The sequence below is a fragment of the Massilia sp. genome (genome assembly GCF_032106685.1).
Lineage (GTDB): Bacteria > Pseudomonadota > Gammaproteobacteria > Burkholderiales > Burkholderiaceae_D > Telluria.
This window is the reverse complement of sequence record NZ_DAMCPG010000028.1, coordinates 17657-34034: the sequence shown is the minus strand read 5'-3', so window position 1 is coordinate 34034 and position 16378 is coordinate 17657. Positions and strand designations below refer to the sequence as shown.

The following is a 16378-nucleotide window of genomic DNA, read 5'->3' as shown; positions in this document are numbered from 1 at the left end:
CGCAGGCAAAATTTGACCGGTCTCAAGCTCCAGCGGCCGCTGTGCTAGCGGCGCATCACCCCACGCAGGCGCAGCTCGGTATGCCCCAGGTCCATCATCTTCCAGCGTCCGCCCCAGGTCAGGCCGAGCTGCTCGGCGACTTCGCCGTAGAGCTGGTAGCCGCGCATGGCCCAGGGATCCTTCTCCGAAATCACCAGCTTGCCGTCGCGCCAGAACGCACAGTCGGCCGCCAGGCCGTACTGGTGCCAGCTCTGGAAGGCGCGCGCATTGGTGACGGCGCCGCCCATCTGCGCCAGCTGGTCCTGGCGCGCCGGGCTGCGGTAGCCCTCGAGCAGGGCCATCTCGTAGCCGTGCTTTTCCTTCATGATCTTGAATGCCAACAGCAGGCGCTGGCTGAAGTCCGGATGCATCAGTCCCCAGTTGCGGCTGGCGTTGACCAGCATCGGCCGCACCAGCACCACTTCTTGGGTGGTGAAGGCCAGCGGCGGCGGCGCGACCGGCGGCACCAGTTGCTCGCCCTGGAGCAGCGCGGCGATCTGGGCGTCCGGCAAGGCCTCGACCGGCTGGTAGTCGGGCAGCATGTCAGGCGAGCGCATCACCAGGGCCAGCAAGGAAGGAATCGCCACCACCGGCACGCCGATGGCCAGCACGACCCAGTTGCGCCGCGCCAGCTTCAGCGCTTTCCTGCCGAGGATGGCCAGGTCCTTCCCCAGCACCGCCGGCCGCGGCAGGCCCCCGGCGCTCCAGCCTGCCCCTTGGCGTCCCGGGCGCAGGCGACTGCGCAGGTTGAACACCAACTGGCCCAGCATGGCCCTGCCAGTCGGAAATATCGCCAGCCAGATCGCAGTGCAGGCGACGCAAAAATACAGAAATGCGAGAAAGATCAGCATGGCTTTCCCCAGATTGTTTCTAATCGGACTGGAAACGCAATCTTAGGAGTAATGCCGTGCGCCCTACAGACGAAAATCAAGCAGCCTCGACGCGACCGAACCTGATGTCGTCGCGCCGCGCGGCCGGGGAGGAAAACATTCTTGCGATGCTGGAGCGCGATGCGACCCGGCGCGCCGGCGGGCGCATCTCGAGTCCGCGCCTGGCCTGGTATTGCGCGGCCGCCGCCTTCGCCGGCATCCTGGTGGGCGTGGTCGCCTGGCTCGCCTACGACAACCACAGCACCGCGACAGCCCTCCAGGCGCAAGTCGAGCCGGTCGAGGAGAACACGGCGCAGGCAGCCGCGCCGCCGCTGCCGCCTGAGCCCGCGCCGCTGCAGCTGGCCGATGCGCCGCAGCCTGCGGTCATCGTCGACCAGCCCCAGTCCCAGGATCGGCCGGCCATCCCGCCGCCGCTGGTGATGCTGCCGCCCGAGGATGCCGGTACAGCCAGGCCCGCAGCGCCGCCAGCGCAGGCGGAGGCGCCGAAGGGGGATGCGGCAGCCACGCCGAAGCCGGCGCCGGGGAGCGTGCAGGCGCCCGCCGTCAGGAAACCGGAAAAGATCGACAAGGCGGACAAGACCCGCCCGTCCGGGAAAACCGCCAAAGCGGACAAGGCCGTCAAGACGGAAAAGGCCGAAAAAGCCGAGAAAGCCGAGAAGGCGCCCCGCCCCGCCTCGCGCGCGGCAAAGCAGCCGGCGCCGCGCGGCGCGGTCGCTAAGGCCGACGCGTCCAAGCGCAAGACGGCGCCGGGTACGGCTTCCGACTCCGCGGTCGACAGCGACGTCGCGCTGATCTCGGCCATCATCGCCCAATCCGAGCGCCACCGCGGCGAACGTGAGCAGGCGGCGCCATGCACCGGCGCGAAGTGCCCGGCGCCGCCGTCCAGGCGCTGATGTGGCAAAAAACCACGGCCGCGCCCTTGCGCGTTCGAAACTGCTGGGCCGATTGCGCGCTGCGGCGCTATACTGTACATAAGCACAGTGTCGCATCTCGCAATGAACAGGGTTCTGGAAAACGAGTTTTATTACCTGGACAACTTCCAGGGCGTCCTGGACTGGATCGGCCAGCGCTACGACGACCTGCTGACCGACGAGGAACGGACTTTCATCGCAGCCTTTCCGGCGCTGCCGCAGCCGGCGCGCGCGCTTTTCGTGCGCATGGTCATGCGCAAGGGCACGCTGTTTCGCGCGTCCAAGCTGCGCTACGCCGAGATCGGCTGCCCGGTCGAGGCCGCGCGGCAATTGCTTGGCACCGGCTGGATCGAGCATGACCCGGTCATCTCGCTCGACGAGCTGTTCGAGCTGCTGTCCAAGCCCGAGATCGCCGCCGCCTTCGGCGCCCACCTGCAGTACAAATCCGCGCGCAAGGCCGAGCAGCTCGAAGCCCTGCGCGCCGGCTTCGCAGAGGGCCGGGCGTTCTCGGCCTGGTATCGCGATGGCGACGACCTCGCCCTGCGCATCCACGTCAAGCCGCTGTGCGACCGCCTGCGCCTGATCTTCTTCGGCAACCTGCGCCAGGACTGGACCGAGTTCGTGCTGTCAGACCTCGGCCTGTTCCGCTACGAGCAGGTCGAGTTTTCAAGCGCCTCGCGCGGTTTCCGCGACCGCGCCGACATCGACCATTACCTGCTCCTGCACGCCTGCAAGGAGCGCTTCGCCGAAGGCATCGAGCCTGCCGACGACATCGTGCGCGACCTGCCCGAGCATGCCTTCCACAACGACTGGCTGGAGAGCCGGCGCGAGAAGCTGCTGTTCCAGATCGGCCAGCACCACGAGAAACACAAGGACTGGGACAACGCCCATGCGCTGTATGCGCGCTGCCGTTTCCAGGGCGCGCGCGGCCGCGCGATCCGGGTGCTGGAAAAGGCCGAACGCTACAGCGAAGCCTGGGAGCTGCTGTGCGTGGCGCAGGACGCGCCGGAAAGCGACGCCGAGCGCCAGCACCTGCTGCGCATCGGGCCGCGCCTGGCGCGCCGCCTCGGCCATCCGAAGACCATCGCGCGCCGCATCGAGCCGGTCCGGATCGACGTCAGCCTGCCGATGCCCCAGGGCGACTGGTGGGTCGAGGGCGTGGTGCGCGAGCACCTGGCCTGCGCCGGGGCGCCCGTCTTCTACGTCGAGAACGTGCTGGCGAATGCCTTGTTTGGACTCTTGTGCTGGCGCGCGGTGTTCGCCGCCATCCCGGGCGCGTTCTTCCACCCCTTCCACCGTGGTCCGGCCGACCTGTACAGCCCGGACTTCGCCCAGCGCCGCGCCGCCGAATTCGCCGATTGCCTGGCCCAGCTCGACGACGGCCGCTACCGCGCCACCGTCATGGCGCACTTCGTCGAGAAGGCCGGCATCGCCTCGCCCTTCGTCGCCTGGGACTACCTCGACAGCGGCCTCATCGAACTGGCGCTGGACTGCATTCCGGCCGCCCACCTGAAGAAGTGGTGCGAACGCATCCTGGCCGACGTCAAGGAAAACCGCACCGGCTTTCCCGACCTGATCCAGTTCTGGCCGGATGAACGGCGTTACCACATGATCGAGGTGAAGGGACCGGGCGACCGCCTGCAGGACAACCAGCTGCGCTGGATCGACTACTGCGCAACCCACGGGATGCCGGTATCGGTGTGCTACCTGCAGTGGGAGCAGGCGGCTTGAGCGAAGTCTTGCGTGACAGGGCGCGCTATACCGTTGCCGTGCGCGCCCTGTGCGAGTTCACCGCCAAGCAGGGCGACCTCGACCTGCGCTTCACGCCCTCGCCCACCGCCCAGGAAGGCATCGCCGGCCATGCGGTGGTGACGGCGCGCCGCGGCGACGGCTACCGCACCGAGGTCTCGCTGTCGGGCGACTACGGCGCACTGCACGTGCGCGGCCGCGCCGACGGCTACGACGCGCGCGAAAACCTGCTGGAAGAAATCAAGACCCACCGCGGCCAGCTGGCATCGATGCCGGACAACCACCGCCACCTGCACTGGGCCCAGCTGCGCGTCTATGGCCACCTGCTGTGCGCCGAGCTCGGGCTCGAACAGGTCAACCTGGCGCTGGTCTACTACGAGATCGGCAGCGGCCAGGAGACCGTGCTGCGCGAGACCCGCGGCGCGCCGGAACTGCGCGCGATGTTCGAGGAGCAGTGCGGCCGCTTCATCGCCTGGGCCGAACAGGAGTTGCGCCACCGCGAGGCGCGCGACGCCGCCCTGGCCGCGCTGCCCTTCCCGCATGCGGCCTTCCGTCCGGGACAGCGCCAGCTCGCCGAGACCGTCTTCAAGGCCAACAGCGCCGGGCGCTGCCTGCTGGCCCAGGCGCCGACCGGCATCGGCAAGACCGTCGGCAGCCTGTTCCCGGTGCTGAAGGCCGCGCCTTCCCAACGCATAGACAAGATCTTCTTCCTGGCCGCGAAGACCCCGGGCCGCCAGCTCGTGCTCGACGCCGCCACCACCATCCGCGGCGCCAATGCCGAGCTGCCGCTGCGGGTGCTGGAACTGGCCGCGCGCGACAAGGCCTGCGAACATCCGGACAAGGCCTGCCAGGGCGAATCCTGCCCGCTGGCGAAAGGCTTCTACGATCGCCTGCCGGCCGCGCGCGCGGCGGCGCTGGACGTGCCGGTGCTCGACCGCGCCGCGCTGCGCGAAGTCGGCCTGGCGCACGATGTCTGCCCCTATTACCTGGGCAGCGAGATGGCGCGCTGGAGCGACGTCGTGGTCGGCGACTACAACTATTACTTCGACGGCGGCGCCATGCTGTACGCGCTGGCCCAGGCCAACGGCTGGCGCGCCAGCGTGCTGGTCGACGAAGCGCACAACATGGTGGCGCGCGCCCGCGCGATGTATTCGAGCCGGATCGACCGCGCGGCTTTGCGCCTGGCGCGCGCGGCCGCGCCGGCGCCGGTCAAGAAGGCGCTGACCAAGCTGGCCCGCGCCTGGGGCGAGATCGACGCGCAGGCTCCCCACCCCTACCAGGTCCTGCCGGCGCCGCCGGACAAATTCCTGGCCGCGCTGCAGGGCGCCACCAGCGCCATCAACGACCACCTCGCCGAGCAGGCGGTGCCGCTCGACCCGGCGCTGCAGGAATTCCTGTTCGACGCCCTGGCTTTCGGGCGCCTGGCCGAATCCTTCGGCGAACACTCGCTGTGCGACGTCGCGCGCGAGGGCAAGGACAGGGACAAGGACACCACGATCAGCATCCGCAACGTGGTGCCCGCGCCCTACCTGAAGCCCCGCTTCGAGGACGCGCATTCGGTGACGCTGTTCTCGGCCACGCTCAGCCCCTGGCATTATTTCGCCGACCTGCTGGGGCTGCCCGCGGACACCGGCTGGGTCGACGTCGAATCGCCCTTCACCGCCGCCCAGCTGCAGGTAACGATAGCGGCCGATATCTCGACGCGCTACCAGCACCGCGCGGCTTCGCTGGCGCCGATCGCCCGGCTGATGGCGGACCAGTACGCGCGCCAGCCCGGCAACTACCTGGCCTTCTTCAGCAGCTTCGATTACCTGGCGCAGGCCGCCGACCTGTTCGCCCGGCAGCACCCCGAGGTGCCGGTCTGGCGCCAGGAGCGGCGCATGAGCGAGCGCGAACGCGCCGCCTTCCTCGACCGTTTCGAACCAAGCGGGCGCGGTATCGGCTTCGCGGTGCTGGGCGGCGCCTTCGGCGAGGGCGTCGACCTGCCGGGCGCGCGCCTGATCGGCGCCTTTGTCGCCACCCTCGGCCTGCCCCAGCTGAACCCGGTCAACGAGCAGCTGCGCGAGCGCATGCAGGCCATGTTCGGCGCCGGCTACGACTACACCTACCTGTATCCCGGCCTGCAGAAGGTGGTGCAGGCGGCCGGGCGCGTGATCCGCACCGAACAGGACCAGGGAGTGGTCTACCTGATCGACGACCGCTTCGACACGCCCGACGTGCGCGCGCTGCTGCCGCGTTGGTGGCGGCAGTGACCGCGCCTGGCCGCGTCAGCGCATCATCTCCCTGAGTTTCTGGTAGCCGCTGCGCGAGACGGGAATGCGCTTGCCGTCCTTCAGCACCGCGCACCAGCTGTCCTTGCTCGCGGCCTCGATGCGCGCGATCGCGCCCACGTTCACGATGTAGGAACGGTGCGCGCGCAGGAACAGGGCCGGATCCAGGCCCTGTTCGAGTTCGGCCATGCGCCCGTTCTTCAAGTGCGCCTTGCCTGCCGCATGGATCTCGACGTAATCGTCCTGGGCCTCGATCCAATCGATGCTGTCGGCCGGCACCACATGCACGCGCGCGCCCTCGCGCACCAGGATGCGCGCCAGGTGCCCATCGCGGCGCGCCGCTTCCAGCGCCACCGCTTCCACCGCCTCCTGCGGTACGGCGCGGCCGCGCGCGCTTTCCAGTGCCTGGGCCAGGCGCTCGCGGCTGAAGGGCTTGAGCAGGTAGTCGATCGCCCGCACCTCGAAGGCCTTCAGTGCGAACTGGTCGTAGGCGGTGACGAACACGTAGCGGGTGCGCGCGCCGGCCAGTTCGACCACCTCGAAGCCGTCGAGTTTCGGCATCTGGATGTCGAGGAAGACCAGGTCCGGCTGCAGCTCGCCGATCGCCTTCACCGCCTCGAAGCCATTCGCGCATTCGGCGACGATCTCGATGTCCGGGTATCCGGCCAGGTATTCGCGCAGCAGCGCGCGCGCCAGGTATTCGTCGTCCACGATGATGACACGCATGTTCCGCTCTCTCAGATTGTCGTCGGTGCTGCCGGCAGCGTCAGGTCGACGCAAAAGCGCTGCGGCTCGCGCGTCCAATGGATGCCGGCTTCGTGCGCGAACGCGGCCGCCAAGCGCCGCCGCACGTTATCCAGGCCGATGCCGCAGCCGGCCGCCGGCCCGGCCGCAGCCGCTTCCTCGTCGGCGTCGTTCTCGACCCGGATGCGCAGCAAGGAACCTGCGCGTTCGGCCGCGATGCGCACCGCGCCGCCGTCGAGCCGGCTGCCGATGCCGTGCTTGACCGCGTTCTCCACCAGCGGCTGCAGGATCATCGGCGGCACCAGGCAGGCGCCCGCCTCCTCGTCCACCGCCTCCTCGAAGCGCAGGCGCGGGCCGAAGCGCACCTGTTCGACCGCGAGGAAGGCGCGCACCAGCGCGATTTCCTGCACCAGCGGCACGTGGCGGTGGGCGTCCATGCCAAGGCTGCGCCGGAAGAAGTCGGACAGCTGCAGGGTCATGCCGCGCGCCGCCGCCGGATCGATCGAGGTCAGCGCGCTGATCGAATTCAGGCTGTTGAACAGGAAGTGCGGATCGACCTGGGTGCGCAGCATGCGCAGCTCCGCCTCGCGCGCGGCCAGCTTCATTTCCAGTTCGCGCCGCTCGAGGTGGCGGGCGCGCTCGAATTCCAACGCCAGGTACTGGCCCACCGCGGTCAGGCCGTAGAGGATCACGCCCAGGCCGAACATCAGCGCGGCGAACGGGCGCGTCACCGCGAGCGGCCCCGGCATGCCGCCGCGCAGCAGCTCGCTCCAGCCGCTGCCGGCCGCGGTCCATAGCGCGCCGGCGCACACCGCGGTGCAGGCGAAGATTCCCAGCACCGCGTACCAGGGCTTGCTCGCCAGCGGATAGGCACGGCACAGGTAATAGGACGAAAAGCCGCTGGCGCAGCCGTAGAGCAGCGCCAGCGGCAGGGCGAACAGCAGGGCCTCGCTCCACGGCGCGCCGGTGGCGGCATCGAGCAGGCCCGCCAGCATCAGGCCGAGCAGCAGCCAGGCCGCCAGGTACAGCACGACGCTGCGGCGCGGATGCATCAGTTGCGCACCTCGACGCCGCCCATGATCGCGTAGCCGCGGATCACCAGGCGCTTGCGGCTGTCGGGCGGGGTCGCGGTCTTCTCCTCGAAGCCGCCCAGGATCGGCGTGCCCTCCAGGATGACGGTCCAGTCGGGCGGGCACTTGATCGTCACCCCGCCCCAGAACGCGAATACGTGGATGACCGCTTCGCCGGATGCGATCGAGGCGCCGCGCATGTCGAGCGAGCAGCCGCCCATGACGGCGGTGACTTCGCCGCCGCGGAAGTCCTGGGTGTGCACGCGGCGCTCGAAGCCGCCGAGGATCGCGGTGACGTCCAGCTGCTGGCTGTCCTCGCCCGCGATGGCGGCGCCGGGATTGTCGAGCGCCATGCCGTGGCTGCCGCCAGCGCGCTGCCCGCTCATCGCGCGGTACACCACGTAGGCGCCGGCGCCGATCAGGACCAGGGGCCAGGCCGTGCGCCAGCTGACGTGGACGATGCCGAGCCGGTTCAGGATCATGACGGTGCCGATGCCGATGCCGGCCAGGCCGACCAGGTAGCCGTGCGGGGTCGTGGTATCGAGCAGCTTGGCGACGCCGGCGAAGATGAACACCAGCGGCCAGAAGGCCAGCGCGTCGTGGACCTCGATGATGTCGAGGTTATCGAGCAGGAACAGCAGGCCGATCGCGATCACGAGCAGGCCCATCAGCACCTGGCTGGTCATGGTGCGATCGCTGCGGCTTGCGCGGCGGGCACGGCGTGCTTCTCGGCGGGCTTCGCGACCTTCTTCGCGGCGTTCTTCGATACTGTCCTTAAGCATGGTCCTTCTCCCTGGTCGACGGAAAACGGCGCGCGATCACGGGCCCCAGCACCAGCTGCACGCCCCACATCAGGATGAACAGCGGCCAGCTGTTACGGAAAGTCAGGCCCAGGAAACCCTCGGACACCGCGAACAGCCAGAAGCCGATGAAGACCAGCCATAAGCCATTCGTGAATTCCTTTGCGCTGGGGTAGCCGATGGTCTGGTTGATGCCGGCCACGACCAGCAGCAGCGGCCAGTAGTGCCAGAGCTCGCTGGCATCGAGAACATCCATGCGGTCGAGCAGGAACACCAGGCCGACCAGGATCAGGACCAGTCCCCACATCATCTGCTTGCGTTGCCTGTAGCTGTTTTCGGTGCTCATTGCATCCTCCGTGTTGTGATGTAAGCACGATAACGGGACGGGCGGCAAGAGGAAAGCGGCTTTCGGCGAACGGCGGCGGGCAGCCGGTGAATGGCGAAGGACTCGGCGAACGGCGGCGCGGCGGTCCGTACCGCCGGGGAACAGGAAGAGCGGACGAAAAAAAGCCCGCCTCGGGGGCGGGCCGGATGCGCTCGCGGACGACGCTTACACGGCGGCGGCCGACAGGTTCATCGGCGGCTGGTTCTTGACCTGGTTGCGGTACTTGGCGCGGGCCGCGGCCTGCTTGACGGCTTCGCGCGCGATGTTGGCGCGGCGGATTTCCTGGCGTTCCTGCTTGCCGCGATGCTGGGCAATGTGTTTGTTGCCGATTTTCTTGGTCATGAGCTTCTCCTCTGTTGAATCGTGTACGTGGCGCTCAGGAGCGGTTGGTCGCCATCTTCAAATCCGCCGGCATCAGCATTCCCCACCCGAGCTGACGCCGGATTTCCTCCGGCGTGGGTGGCGGTTTCGGATCGCGCGAACGCCGTTCGAGGTATTCGCGTACCAGGTGCTTCGGTGGATTCTTGATGGTGGCAGCCATGGAGCCTCCGCTTGCGCTGGACTGCCGCCGCCCGTTGGCGACGGCATGGAATCTGGTGCCGATCCTCGAGGCGACCGGCTAACCTGTTGAGATAGTTGACGTCCGCCGAATTGGATCGCGGGCGTCTCACTCACACGGCTTCATGATAGCGGCGCCTTGGCCGGCTGACCGTTAAGTGCCGCACACTGTGTGCGATAACCCAGCCGTTCGGGTGGCCGCAAACGAAAAAAAGGGGAGCCGGAGCTCCCCTTCTCATGCCGTGACGGACGCTATCAGAACTTGTACTTCAGGTTCAGGTAGAACTGGCGGCCGCTGACGTCCAGCTTCTGCTGCTCTTCCTCGCTGTAGCGGTAGTAGGCGCGCTTCACGTTGGTCAGGTTGGTCGCGTCAAAGGTCAGCACCAGGTTCGGCGTGAAGTTGTAGCTGGCGTTGAAGGCCAGCGTGGTCACCGGTGCGGCCATGGTCGGCGCGGTCGGCATCAGCACGCCGTTGATGGTCGACATGCCCTGGCTGTTGGCGGTCGGCGACGGCGCGGTGCTGCTGTTCACGTATTCGCCGCGGTAGTTCGTCACCAGGCGCGCCGACAGGGTGTCGTTCTCGAAGTACAGGCCCAGGTTGCCGGCCCACTCGGACGCGCCCACCATCGGACGGCCGTCGTCGACCTTGGTCTTGGCGCGGCTGACGTTCGAGGTGAAGCCCCATGGCGAGCTGCCGAACGGCTGCTCGTACGACACTTCCAGGCCGCTGATCTTCGCGCCCTGCTGCGACGAGGTGTTGATGAAGAAGGTCTTCACCGTGTTGTCGCGCGGGTCGGTCAGTTCGATGGTCGAGGAGCCGACGGTGCCGGTCTTCACGTAGCCGTCGATCTTCGAGTGGAAGGCGCTGACCGAGACGGCCGAACGCTTCGCGAAGTACCAGGACCACGAGACGTCGAAGTTATCCGAGGTCAGTGGCTTCAGGTCCGGATTCGGGCCGGTGACCTTGCAGCCGCTGACGTCGCAGCCCGGGGTGCCGAAACCGCTGCCGTAGGCATTGTAGTTCTGGCGGCCGATGGTGCGGCTGGCGCCGAAGCGGGCGATCATGTCCGGCGTGATCTCGTAGCGCAGGTTCAGGCTAGGCAGCACGTTGTTGAAGACGCGGTGGCTCGGCGTCTTGTAGTACATGGTGCCGCCCTTCGGGTCGAACGGAATGCCCGAGCTCGGATCGAAGTAGGCCGAGGCGTCGCCCGCGGTCGTGATCGCGCCCGGGTAGGCCGCGCACGGGACCGGGGTGCCGCCAGGAGGCGTACGGTCGCAAGGACGCTTGCCGGTCGCCGGGTCGACCGGGATCGGGGTTGCGATCTGGGCGTCGACCGTGGTGCGCACGTAGCGCACGCCGATGTTACCCGACCAGCGATCGTGTTCCAGGTTGGCCATCAGGTAGGCCGCAGCCTGGCGCTCGCGCATGTCGATCTCGGAGCTGACGCGGCGCTCCCACGCGGCGCTGGTTTCCTTGGTGTTTTCCGAGATGTAGTCCCTGGTCGCGTCCGGGGTGAAGCTGAAGCCGCTATTGTCCCAATAGCCGCCGCCCAGGCCCGAACCGAAGTTGCCCGGGTACGGCACCCAGCCGCTGGTCGGCGTCGGGGTCGGCGTGGTGACCTTGCCGGTGGTGGCATTGATCGTGATCGGCTGGCGGAAGGCCGGGCCCCAGCGGCCGCTGGTGCGCTTGTGGTCGGAGAAGCGGGTGCCCGCTTCCAGCGACTGTACCCAGCCCGTGTTCAGCTTGTACTCGGCGTCGATCTGCGCGCTCGATTCGCGGTCGACGGTCTTCACGCCCGAAGCCGCGCGGTCGACGATGGTGTAGCCGCTGCCGTCCGGGTTCAGGCCAGGCTGGTTGGAGCCGGCGTTGTGGTATTTGACGTACGGCGCCTCATGCAGGCCGCCCAGCGCATACGAGATGCCGGTGCCGTAACGCGCCAGCGTCAGGCCCTGGTCGCGGTCGGTCTTGCCGACGCCGCGGGTGGTCGAGAGCAGGGTCTTCAGGGTCAGGTCCTGGTTGACGCGGTACTTCGCGTCCAGGTCCAGGAAGGCGCCGGAGCCCTGGGCGCCGTCGCGGAAGAAGCCTTCCGAGTTGCCGACGTACTGAGGCGTGGTGCCGTCCGGGAAGACGATGTCGGCTGCCTTCAGCACCTTCAGCTCGTGGCCGTACATGGTGCGCTCGGTGACGATCACCGGATTACGGATCTGGGCATAGACGCGCTCGCCGTTCGAGTTCGTGTTGGCCGAGGTGGCGGCGGTCGCGCCCAGCGGCGAATTCTTACCCAGCAGCATCGAGTAAATCGCGCTCGAGGTCAGGCGGCCGTGGTTATTCGCGTTCATCTTCGAATGGAAGCCGGTCATCGTGACATCGAGGTCGGCGTTCGGCTTGAACTGCAGCGAGATCAGGCCACCCTTGCGGTCACGCACCGATTCCACAAATTCCGAGCTCATCGAGCCCGGCAGGCGCACGCCGTTCAGGTCGGCGGCCGTGTAGCCGCTGCCGGCCAGCGAGGCGTCGGTAACGCCGAGCATGGTCGAGGTGTTGATTTCGCCCCAGCCGCTGCTGGTGCCGTAGGCAAAGCGCGAGACCGAATCGCGGCGCACATAGCGTTTCTCCGCGAAGCCCTGCACCATCACGCCGAAGGTGTTCGCTTCGTTCTTCCAGTTGACGGTGGCATTGAAGTCCGGCGCGGTCTTGTCCGGCAGCTGGGCATAGCTCATGCCGCCGCTGATGACGCCCGACAGGCGCTCTTTGGCCTGCAGCGGCTTGCGGGTGGTGACGTTGATGGTGCCGGCCAGGCCGCCGTCGACGATGTTGGCCTGCGAAGTCTTGTAGACCAGGGCCTGGTTCAGCACGTGCGAAGGCACCAGCGACAGGCTGGTCGAGCGCGAGCTCGATGCCTGGTCGGCGACGTACCAGTCGCCCACCGACACCGCGTGGCCGTTGAACATGATCATCGTCATGTCCGGGTTGGTGCCGCGCATCGACACCTTCTCTGCTTCGTCGTAGTCGGTACGCACGGCGACACCGGCGAGGCGCTGCAGCGAGTCGGCCAGGTTCTTGTCGGGCATCTTGCCCACGTCTTCCGCCGTGATCACCTCGACGTTGGCGGTAGCGTTCTTCTTGACGCTGAGCGACTTGGCCATCGAGGCGCGGATACCCGTCACCTCGACAGTCTGCATCGGGGCTTGCGCGTCGGCGGTTTGCGCCATGACCGGCAAGGCGGTCAGGCTGAACATCGCCATCGAAACGGCGGCCGCCAGCGGCTTCTGCTTGAACATGATCTCTCTCCTGGTATAGATATTGGTTTACTGCGCGGCAGTCGGTTCGCTGCCATATTATTAGTATTATCTATAAGCAAATATTTGGGATAATCACTTGTCATCCTCCTGTCATAACTTGAAGGAATGTATACGGCCAGCAACAACCGGTTATGGTCGCATGACGAATATTCATTGTCAAAATGGCTCGGTCCGCGCTAGGGTCCTGATTTTGGATTCCGGAGACACCCCCATGCGCCTTGCCTGCCTGCTTCTCGCCAGCGCCGCCCTCGCCGGCTGCGCTTCCTCGCCACCGAAGACCACGCAAACGGCTCCCGCCCCGGCGCCGATCGAGACCATCCTGCAAAAGCAGATCTACCAGATGACCCCGGTCGAGGCGGGGCGTTACGTGGCTTGGGTCCACGAGGCCGAGCCGGACCTGCGCAAGCGCATCGCCGCCATCGGCCGCAAGAACATCGGCCAGCCCTACATCCTGAACCTGCTGGGCGAATTCCCGTTTGAGGTGCACGACAACCTGCCGCTGTTCAGCCTGGATCACAGCGATTGCGTCGTGTTTGCGGAACACACTTACGCGATGGCGCTCTCGCGCTCGTGGGAGGAGTTCTTCTGGATGCTGCAGCGCATCCGCTACAAGGACGGCGTGATCGGCGTGGCCACCCGCAACCACTACACGGAACTGGACTGGAACGTGTCGAACCGCTGGCTGGTCACCGACGTCAGCGCCGAGCTGGCAGGCGCCAACGGCCCGGCCTACGACATGCGCGTCGATCGCGCCCGCTTCCTGAAGACCCGCCACAACACGGTGCGCGACATCCCGGTCGAGACCAGCCGCCAGGCCTTCGTGCCGAAGGAGCAGGTCGCGGCCATCGCCAGCCAGTTGCAGGAAGGCGATTTCGTGAACGTGATCTCGACCCGGGACGGCGAGCACTGGGCCTCGCACGTCGGACTGGTGGTACTGGGGCCGAACGGCGAACGCCACTTCCTGCATTCGGCCGAGCCGAAGGTGCGCGAGGAGACCTTCGAATCCTTCATGGCGCGCGCCGCCGAGCGCGAAGCGAAGAACGCACGCGAAGGCAGGAACGGCCAGCGCCTGGCCGGCTTCAAGTTCCTGCGCCTGAACGAGAACATCGTGGTGCCGCCGATGGCGCCGCAGCCACGCCCGGGAACCTGACCCGGCTTTCGGGGCGCGCCGCAGGTGCGCCCCACTCCCACGACGGGCGTTCGCCCGTGCCTCCCCCTTCCAGCCGCGCGCATGCGGCAATGCCGACCCGGGCCTTCCCTGCCCGGCCGTCGTCAATTCGCCACACCTACGCCCCATTCGCTGCACCCGCTGGCGCCGATACTGATTTCCCGCGCATTTAATTTCTAAAGATAAATCATTTATTTGTCGCTTGGAAATCTGTCACCTCGATTAAGCCCATTTATTTCCTAATTTCATTTCCGATATTAAATGAAATCCCGCTTCCGTTTTAATTCGGAATTTCCGGTTGAGCGGGGTCAAACTCATCATTCGGGCAGCCCACGATAATAAACTTACTCAGCAACGGTAAGTCTAATCCTCACCCCAATTCTATTTAGCGCTCAAATATTTCCAGCAGAATTTAATTTCACTTTCTCCGTTATTTGAACGAATTGCGCATTGTTTCGCCGCTCCTTCTGCAACCCTCTGACGATTCACGCGATTGCCATGCCCACTTTATCCGCCCGAGTATTAAGCCAGTTCTGCGCAGGAATGGTATCGCTGCATCGCACTGCCAAGATAGCGCTGATGATCGCGATCGACCTGTTCGCCCTGCCGCTGTGTTTTCTGATCGCCATGCTATTAAGGGCCGGCGACATGAAACTCGCGTCGAATTACGCGCCGACCTCTTATATCGTGGTGGCGCTGGTGACGATCGCCGCCTTCTCGATGTCCGACCTGTACCGCGCCGTCATCCGATTTATCGATGGCCGCTTATTAAGCACGACCGGATTCGCACTCGGCATTGCCATCCTGTGCGCTTATGTCGTGTCGTTCGCCATCAATGACGCGATGTTTCCGCGCAGCGCGCTCGCGATTTACTGGTTTATCGCTTTCTCGTATGTGGTGGCTTCGCGTATCGGCATTCGCAATTTCCTGCGCAGCCACGGCGCGCGGCGTCCCGCTTCCGACGCGGTCGCCATCTACGGCGCCGGCGAAGCGGGGGCCCAGCTGGCGCAAACCATGCGCAACAGCGACGAGTACCGTCCTGTCTGCTTCTTCGACGACAAACACGCCCTGATCGACCGCACCATTGCCGGCCTGCGCGTGTTCCCTACCGAGCGCCTGGCCGACCTGGTCGCCGCGCACGGCATCCGCACCGTCGTCGTCGCCGTTCCCGACATGCCGGCCGAGCGCCTGCGCGACATCATGCAGCGCCTGGCCGGCGCCGGCGTCACCACCAGGATCCTGAGCCGGCTGGTCGACCTGGCGGACGACCGTACCCGGCCACGCGACTCGATCCGCGAGCTGAAATTCGAGGACCTGCTCGGCCGGCCACCGGTGCCGCCACGCCTCGACCTGTTTGCGCGCTGCGTACGCGGCAAGACCGTGCTCGTCACCGGGGCCGGCGGCTCCATCGGCAGCGAACTGTGCCGCCAGATCGTCACGCTCGGGCCCACCCGGCTGCACCTGCTGGATCACTCCGAATACGCGCTCTACACGATTCGCCAGGAGCTGGTCACGCGCTTTCCCGACCTGCGCATCGACGCCCATCTCGGTTCGGTCTGCAACGCCGAGCTGCTCGAGCGCATCCTGGCCGGCGACCATGTCGATACCGTCTACCACGCCGCCGCCTACAAGCACGTGCCGCTGGTCGAGTCGAACATCGTCGAAGGCCTGCGCAACAACGTGCTCGGCGCCCAGGTCGTGGCAAGCGCGTGCGCCGCCCACCACGTCGAAACCTGCGTGCTCATCTCCAGCGACAAGGCGGTACGCCCGACCAACATCATGGGCGCGAGCAAGCGCATTGCCGAGCTCATCTTCCAGGCCGCCGCCGCCAGGCCGGGCGCCCGGACCACGTTTTGCATGGTCCGATTCGGCAACGTGCTCGGCTCCTCCGGATCGGTCATCCCGCTGTTCCAGCGCCAGATCGCACGCGGCGGGCCGCTGACGATCACCCATCCCGAGGTGTCGCGCTATTTCATGCTCATTCCCGAGGCGGCGCAGCTGGTGATCCAGGCCGGCGCCATGGCCAAGGGCGGCGACGTCTTCGTGCTCGACATGGGCGAGCCGGTGCGCATCGTCGAGCTGGCGCGCACGCTGCTGGCCATGTCGGGCCTGACCGAAAAGACGCCGCAGAACCCGGACGGCGACATCGAAGTCAAGTTCGTCGGCTTGTTCCCTGGCGAAAAACTGCACGAGGAACTGCTGACCGACGGCACCGTGTTCCCCAGCGAGCATCCGCGCATCATGCGCATGAAGGAAAACGCGCTGCGCCCGAGCGTGCTGGAGACCTGCATCACCTGCCTGATGATGGCCTGCGAAACCCACGAGCGCGGCATGATCGAGTCGATGGTCAAGGCCATCGTCAGCGAATACACGCCCCAGCTTCCCGACATCACGCCGGCACAGGTGCCCGAGCCCGAGCCTGCCCGACTCAGCCTGATCAACAAATTCGTGCCGTTCCGCATCTAAGCGGCCGCCTGAAGCACTCACTCCA

The 16378-nt window shown here is 66.6% G+C and carries 13 protein-coding genes; 5 read left to right on the top strand and 8 right to left on the bottom strand.

From position 1 onward, the window contains the following. Positions 1-44: 44 nt before the first annotated feature. A complete protein-coding gene (locus RT688_RS15535) occupies positions 45-890 on the bottom strand; it encodes a M15 family metallopeptidase (RefSeq protein ID WP_313705755.1) in 846 nt (281 codons plus the stop codon). A gap of 56 nt (positions 891-946) precedes the next feature. Between RT688_RS15535 and RT688_RS15530 the strand changes: the two genes are divergently transcribed. The 3 genes from RT688_RS15530 (at position 947) to RT688_RS15520 (ending at position 5841) form a co-directional block, all read left to right on the top strand. Continuing rightward, positions 947-1822 carry a hypothetical protein gene (locus RT688_RS15530; RefSeq protein ID WP_313705754.1) on the top strand — a complete coding sequence of 292 codons (876 nt, stop codon included), beginning with the start codon at positions 947-949 and terminating at the stop codon, positions 1820-1822. Between the two features lie 102 nt (positions 1823-1924). Next, a complete protein-coding gene (locus RT688_RS15525) occupies positions 1925-3571 on the top strand; it encodes a VRR-NUC domain-containing protein (protein ID WP_313705753.1) in 1647 nt (548 codons plus the stop codon). Continuing rightward, positions 3568-5841: an ATP-dependent DNA helicase gene (locus tag RT688_RS15520; RefSeq protein ID WP_313705752.1), complete on the top strand. Its 2274-nt coding sequence runs from the start codon at positions 3568-3570 to the stop codon at positions 5839-5841. The genes RT688_RS15525 and RT688_RS15520 overlap by 4 nt, the downstream gene beginning before the upstream one ends. Positions 5842-5856: 15 nt before the next feature. Here RT688_RS15520 and RT688_RS15515 read toward each other — a convergent pair whose 3' ends face one another. The 7 genes from RT688_RS15515 to RT688_RS15485 form a co-directional block, all read right to left on the bottom strand. Next, positions 5857-6585 (bottom strand): LytTR family transcriptional regulator DNA-binding domain-containing protein, encoded by a 729-nt coding sequence (locus RT688_RS15515; RefSeq protein ID WP_313705751.1) that lies wholly within the window; start codon positions 6583-6585, stop codon positions 5857-5859. A gap of 11 nt (positions 6586-6596) precedes the next feature. Then, positions 6597-7655, bottom strand: coding sequence for a sensor histidine kinase (locus RT688_RS15510; RefSeq protein WP_313705750.1), 1059 nt, complete (start codon positions 7653-7655; stop codon positions 6597-6599). Continuing rightward, positions 7655-8359, bottom strand: a complete 705-nt coding sequence (locus RT688_RS15505; RefSeq protein WP_313705749.1) for a LiaI-LiaF-like domain-containing protein — start codon at positions 8357-8359, stop codon at positions 7655-7657. The genes RT688_RS15510 and RT688_RS15505 overlap by 1 nt, the downstream gene beginning before the upstream one ends. 88 nt (positions 8360-8447) lie before the next feature. After that, positions 8448-8819 carry a LiaI-LiaF-like domain-containing protein gene (locus RT688_RS15500; protein ID WP_313705748.1) on the bottom strand — a complete coding sequence of 124 codons (372 nt, stop codon included), beginning with the start codon at positions 8817-8819 and terminating at the stop codon, positions 8448-8450. Positions 8820-9023: 204 nt separating this feature from the next. Then, the gene (locus RT688_RS15495; protein ID WP_313705747.1) at positions 9024-9200 is read right to left on the bottom strand and encodes a hypothetical protein; all 177 of its coding nucleotides are present in this window, start codon (positions 9198-9200) and stop codon (positions 9024-9026) included. Between the two features lie 34 nt (positions 9201-9234). After that, positions 9235-9399, bottom strand: coding sequence for a hypothetical protein (locus RT688_RS15490; protein ID WP_313705746.1), 165 nt, complete (start codon positions 9397-9399; stop codon positions 9235-9237). 272 nt (positions 9400-9671) lie between these two features. Next, on the bottom strand, positions 9672-12698 hold the full coding sequence (locus tag RT688_RS15485) for a TonB-dependent receptor (RefSeq protein WP_313705745.1): 3027 nt from the start codon (positions 12696-12698) through the stop codon (positions 9672-9674). A gap of 232 nt (positions 12699-12930) precedes the next feature. On the opposite strand from RT688_RS15485, the gene RT688_RS15480 reads away from it, so the two are divergent. Continuing rightward, positions 12931-13869, top strand: coding sequence for an N-acetylmuramoyl-L-alanine amidase-like domain-containing protein (locus RT688_RS15480; protein WP_313705744.1), 939 nt, complete (start codon positions 12931-12933; stop codon positions 13867-13869). A gap of 597 nt (positions 13870-14466) precedes the next feature. Next, positions 14467-16353: a nucleoside-diphosphate sugar epimerase/dehydratase gene (locus RT688_RS15475; RefSeq protein WP_313705743.1), complete on the top strand. Its 1887-nt coding sequence runs from the start codon at positions 14467-14469 to the stop codon at positions 16351-16353. The last annotated feature ends 25 nt before the right edge of the window (positions 16354-16378 follow it).

Bases quoted from the DNA above. Each gene is read 5' to 3' on its own strand.
- RT688_RS15535 (WP_313705755.1), bottom strand. From the start codon at position 890: ATGCTGATCTTTCTCGCATTTCTGTATTTTTGCGTCGCCTGCACTGCG.
- RT688_RS15525 (WP_313705753.1), top strand. From the start codon at position 1,925: ATGAACAGGGTTCTGGAAAACGAGTTTTATTACCTGGACAACTTCCAG.
- RT688_RS15515 (WP_313705751.1), bottom strand. From the start codon at position 6,585: ATGCGTGTCATCATCGTGGACGACGAATACCTGGCGCGCGCGCTGCTG.
- RT688_RS15510 (WP_313705750.1), bottom strand. From the start codon at position 7,655: ATGCATCCGCGCCGCAGCGTCGTGCTGTACCTGGCGGCCTGGCTGCTG.
- RT688_RS15505 (WP_313705749.1), bottom strand. From the start codon at position 8,359: ATGACCAGCCAGGTGCTGATGGGCCTGCTCGTGATCGCGATCGGCCTG.
- RT688_RS15500 (WP_313705748.1), bottom strand. From the start codon at position 8,819: ATGAGCACCGAAAACAGCTACAGGCAACGCAAGCAGATGATGTGGGGA.
- RT688_RS15495 (WP_313705747.1), bottom strand. From the start codon at position 9,200: ATGACCAAGAAAATCGGCAACAAACACATTGCCCAGCATCGCGGCAAG.
- RT688_RS15490 (WP_313705746.1), bottom strand. From the start codon at position 9,399: ATGGCTGCCACCATCAAGAATCCACCGAAGCACCTGGTACGCGAATAC.
- RT688_RS15485 (WP_313705745.1), bottom strand. From the start codon at position 12,698: ATGTTCAAGCAGAAGCCGCTGGCGGCCGCCGTTTCGATGGCGATGTTC.
- RT688_RS15480 (WP_313705744.1), top strand. From the start codon at position 12,931: ATGCGCCTTGCCTGCCTGCTTCTCGCCAGCGCCGCCCTCGCCGGCTGC.
- RT688_RS15475 (WP_313705743.1), top strand. From the start codon at position 14,467: ATGATCGCGATCGACCTGTTCGCCCTGCCGCTGTGTTTTCTGATCGCC.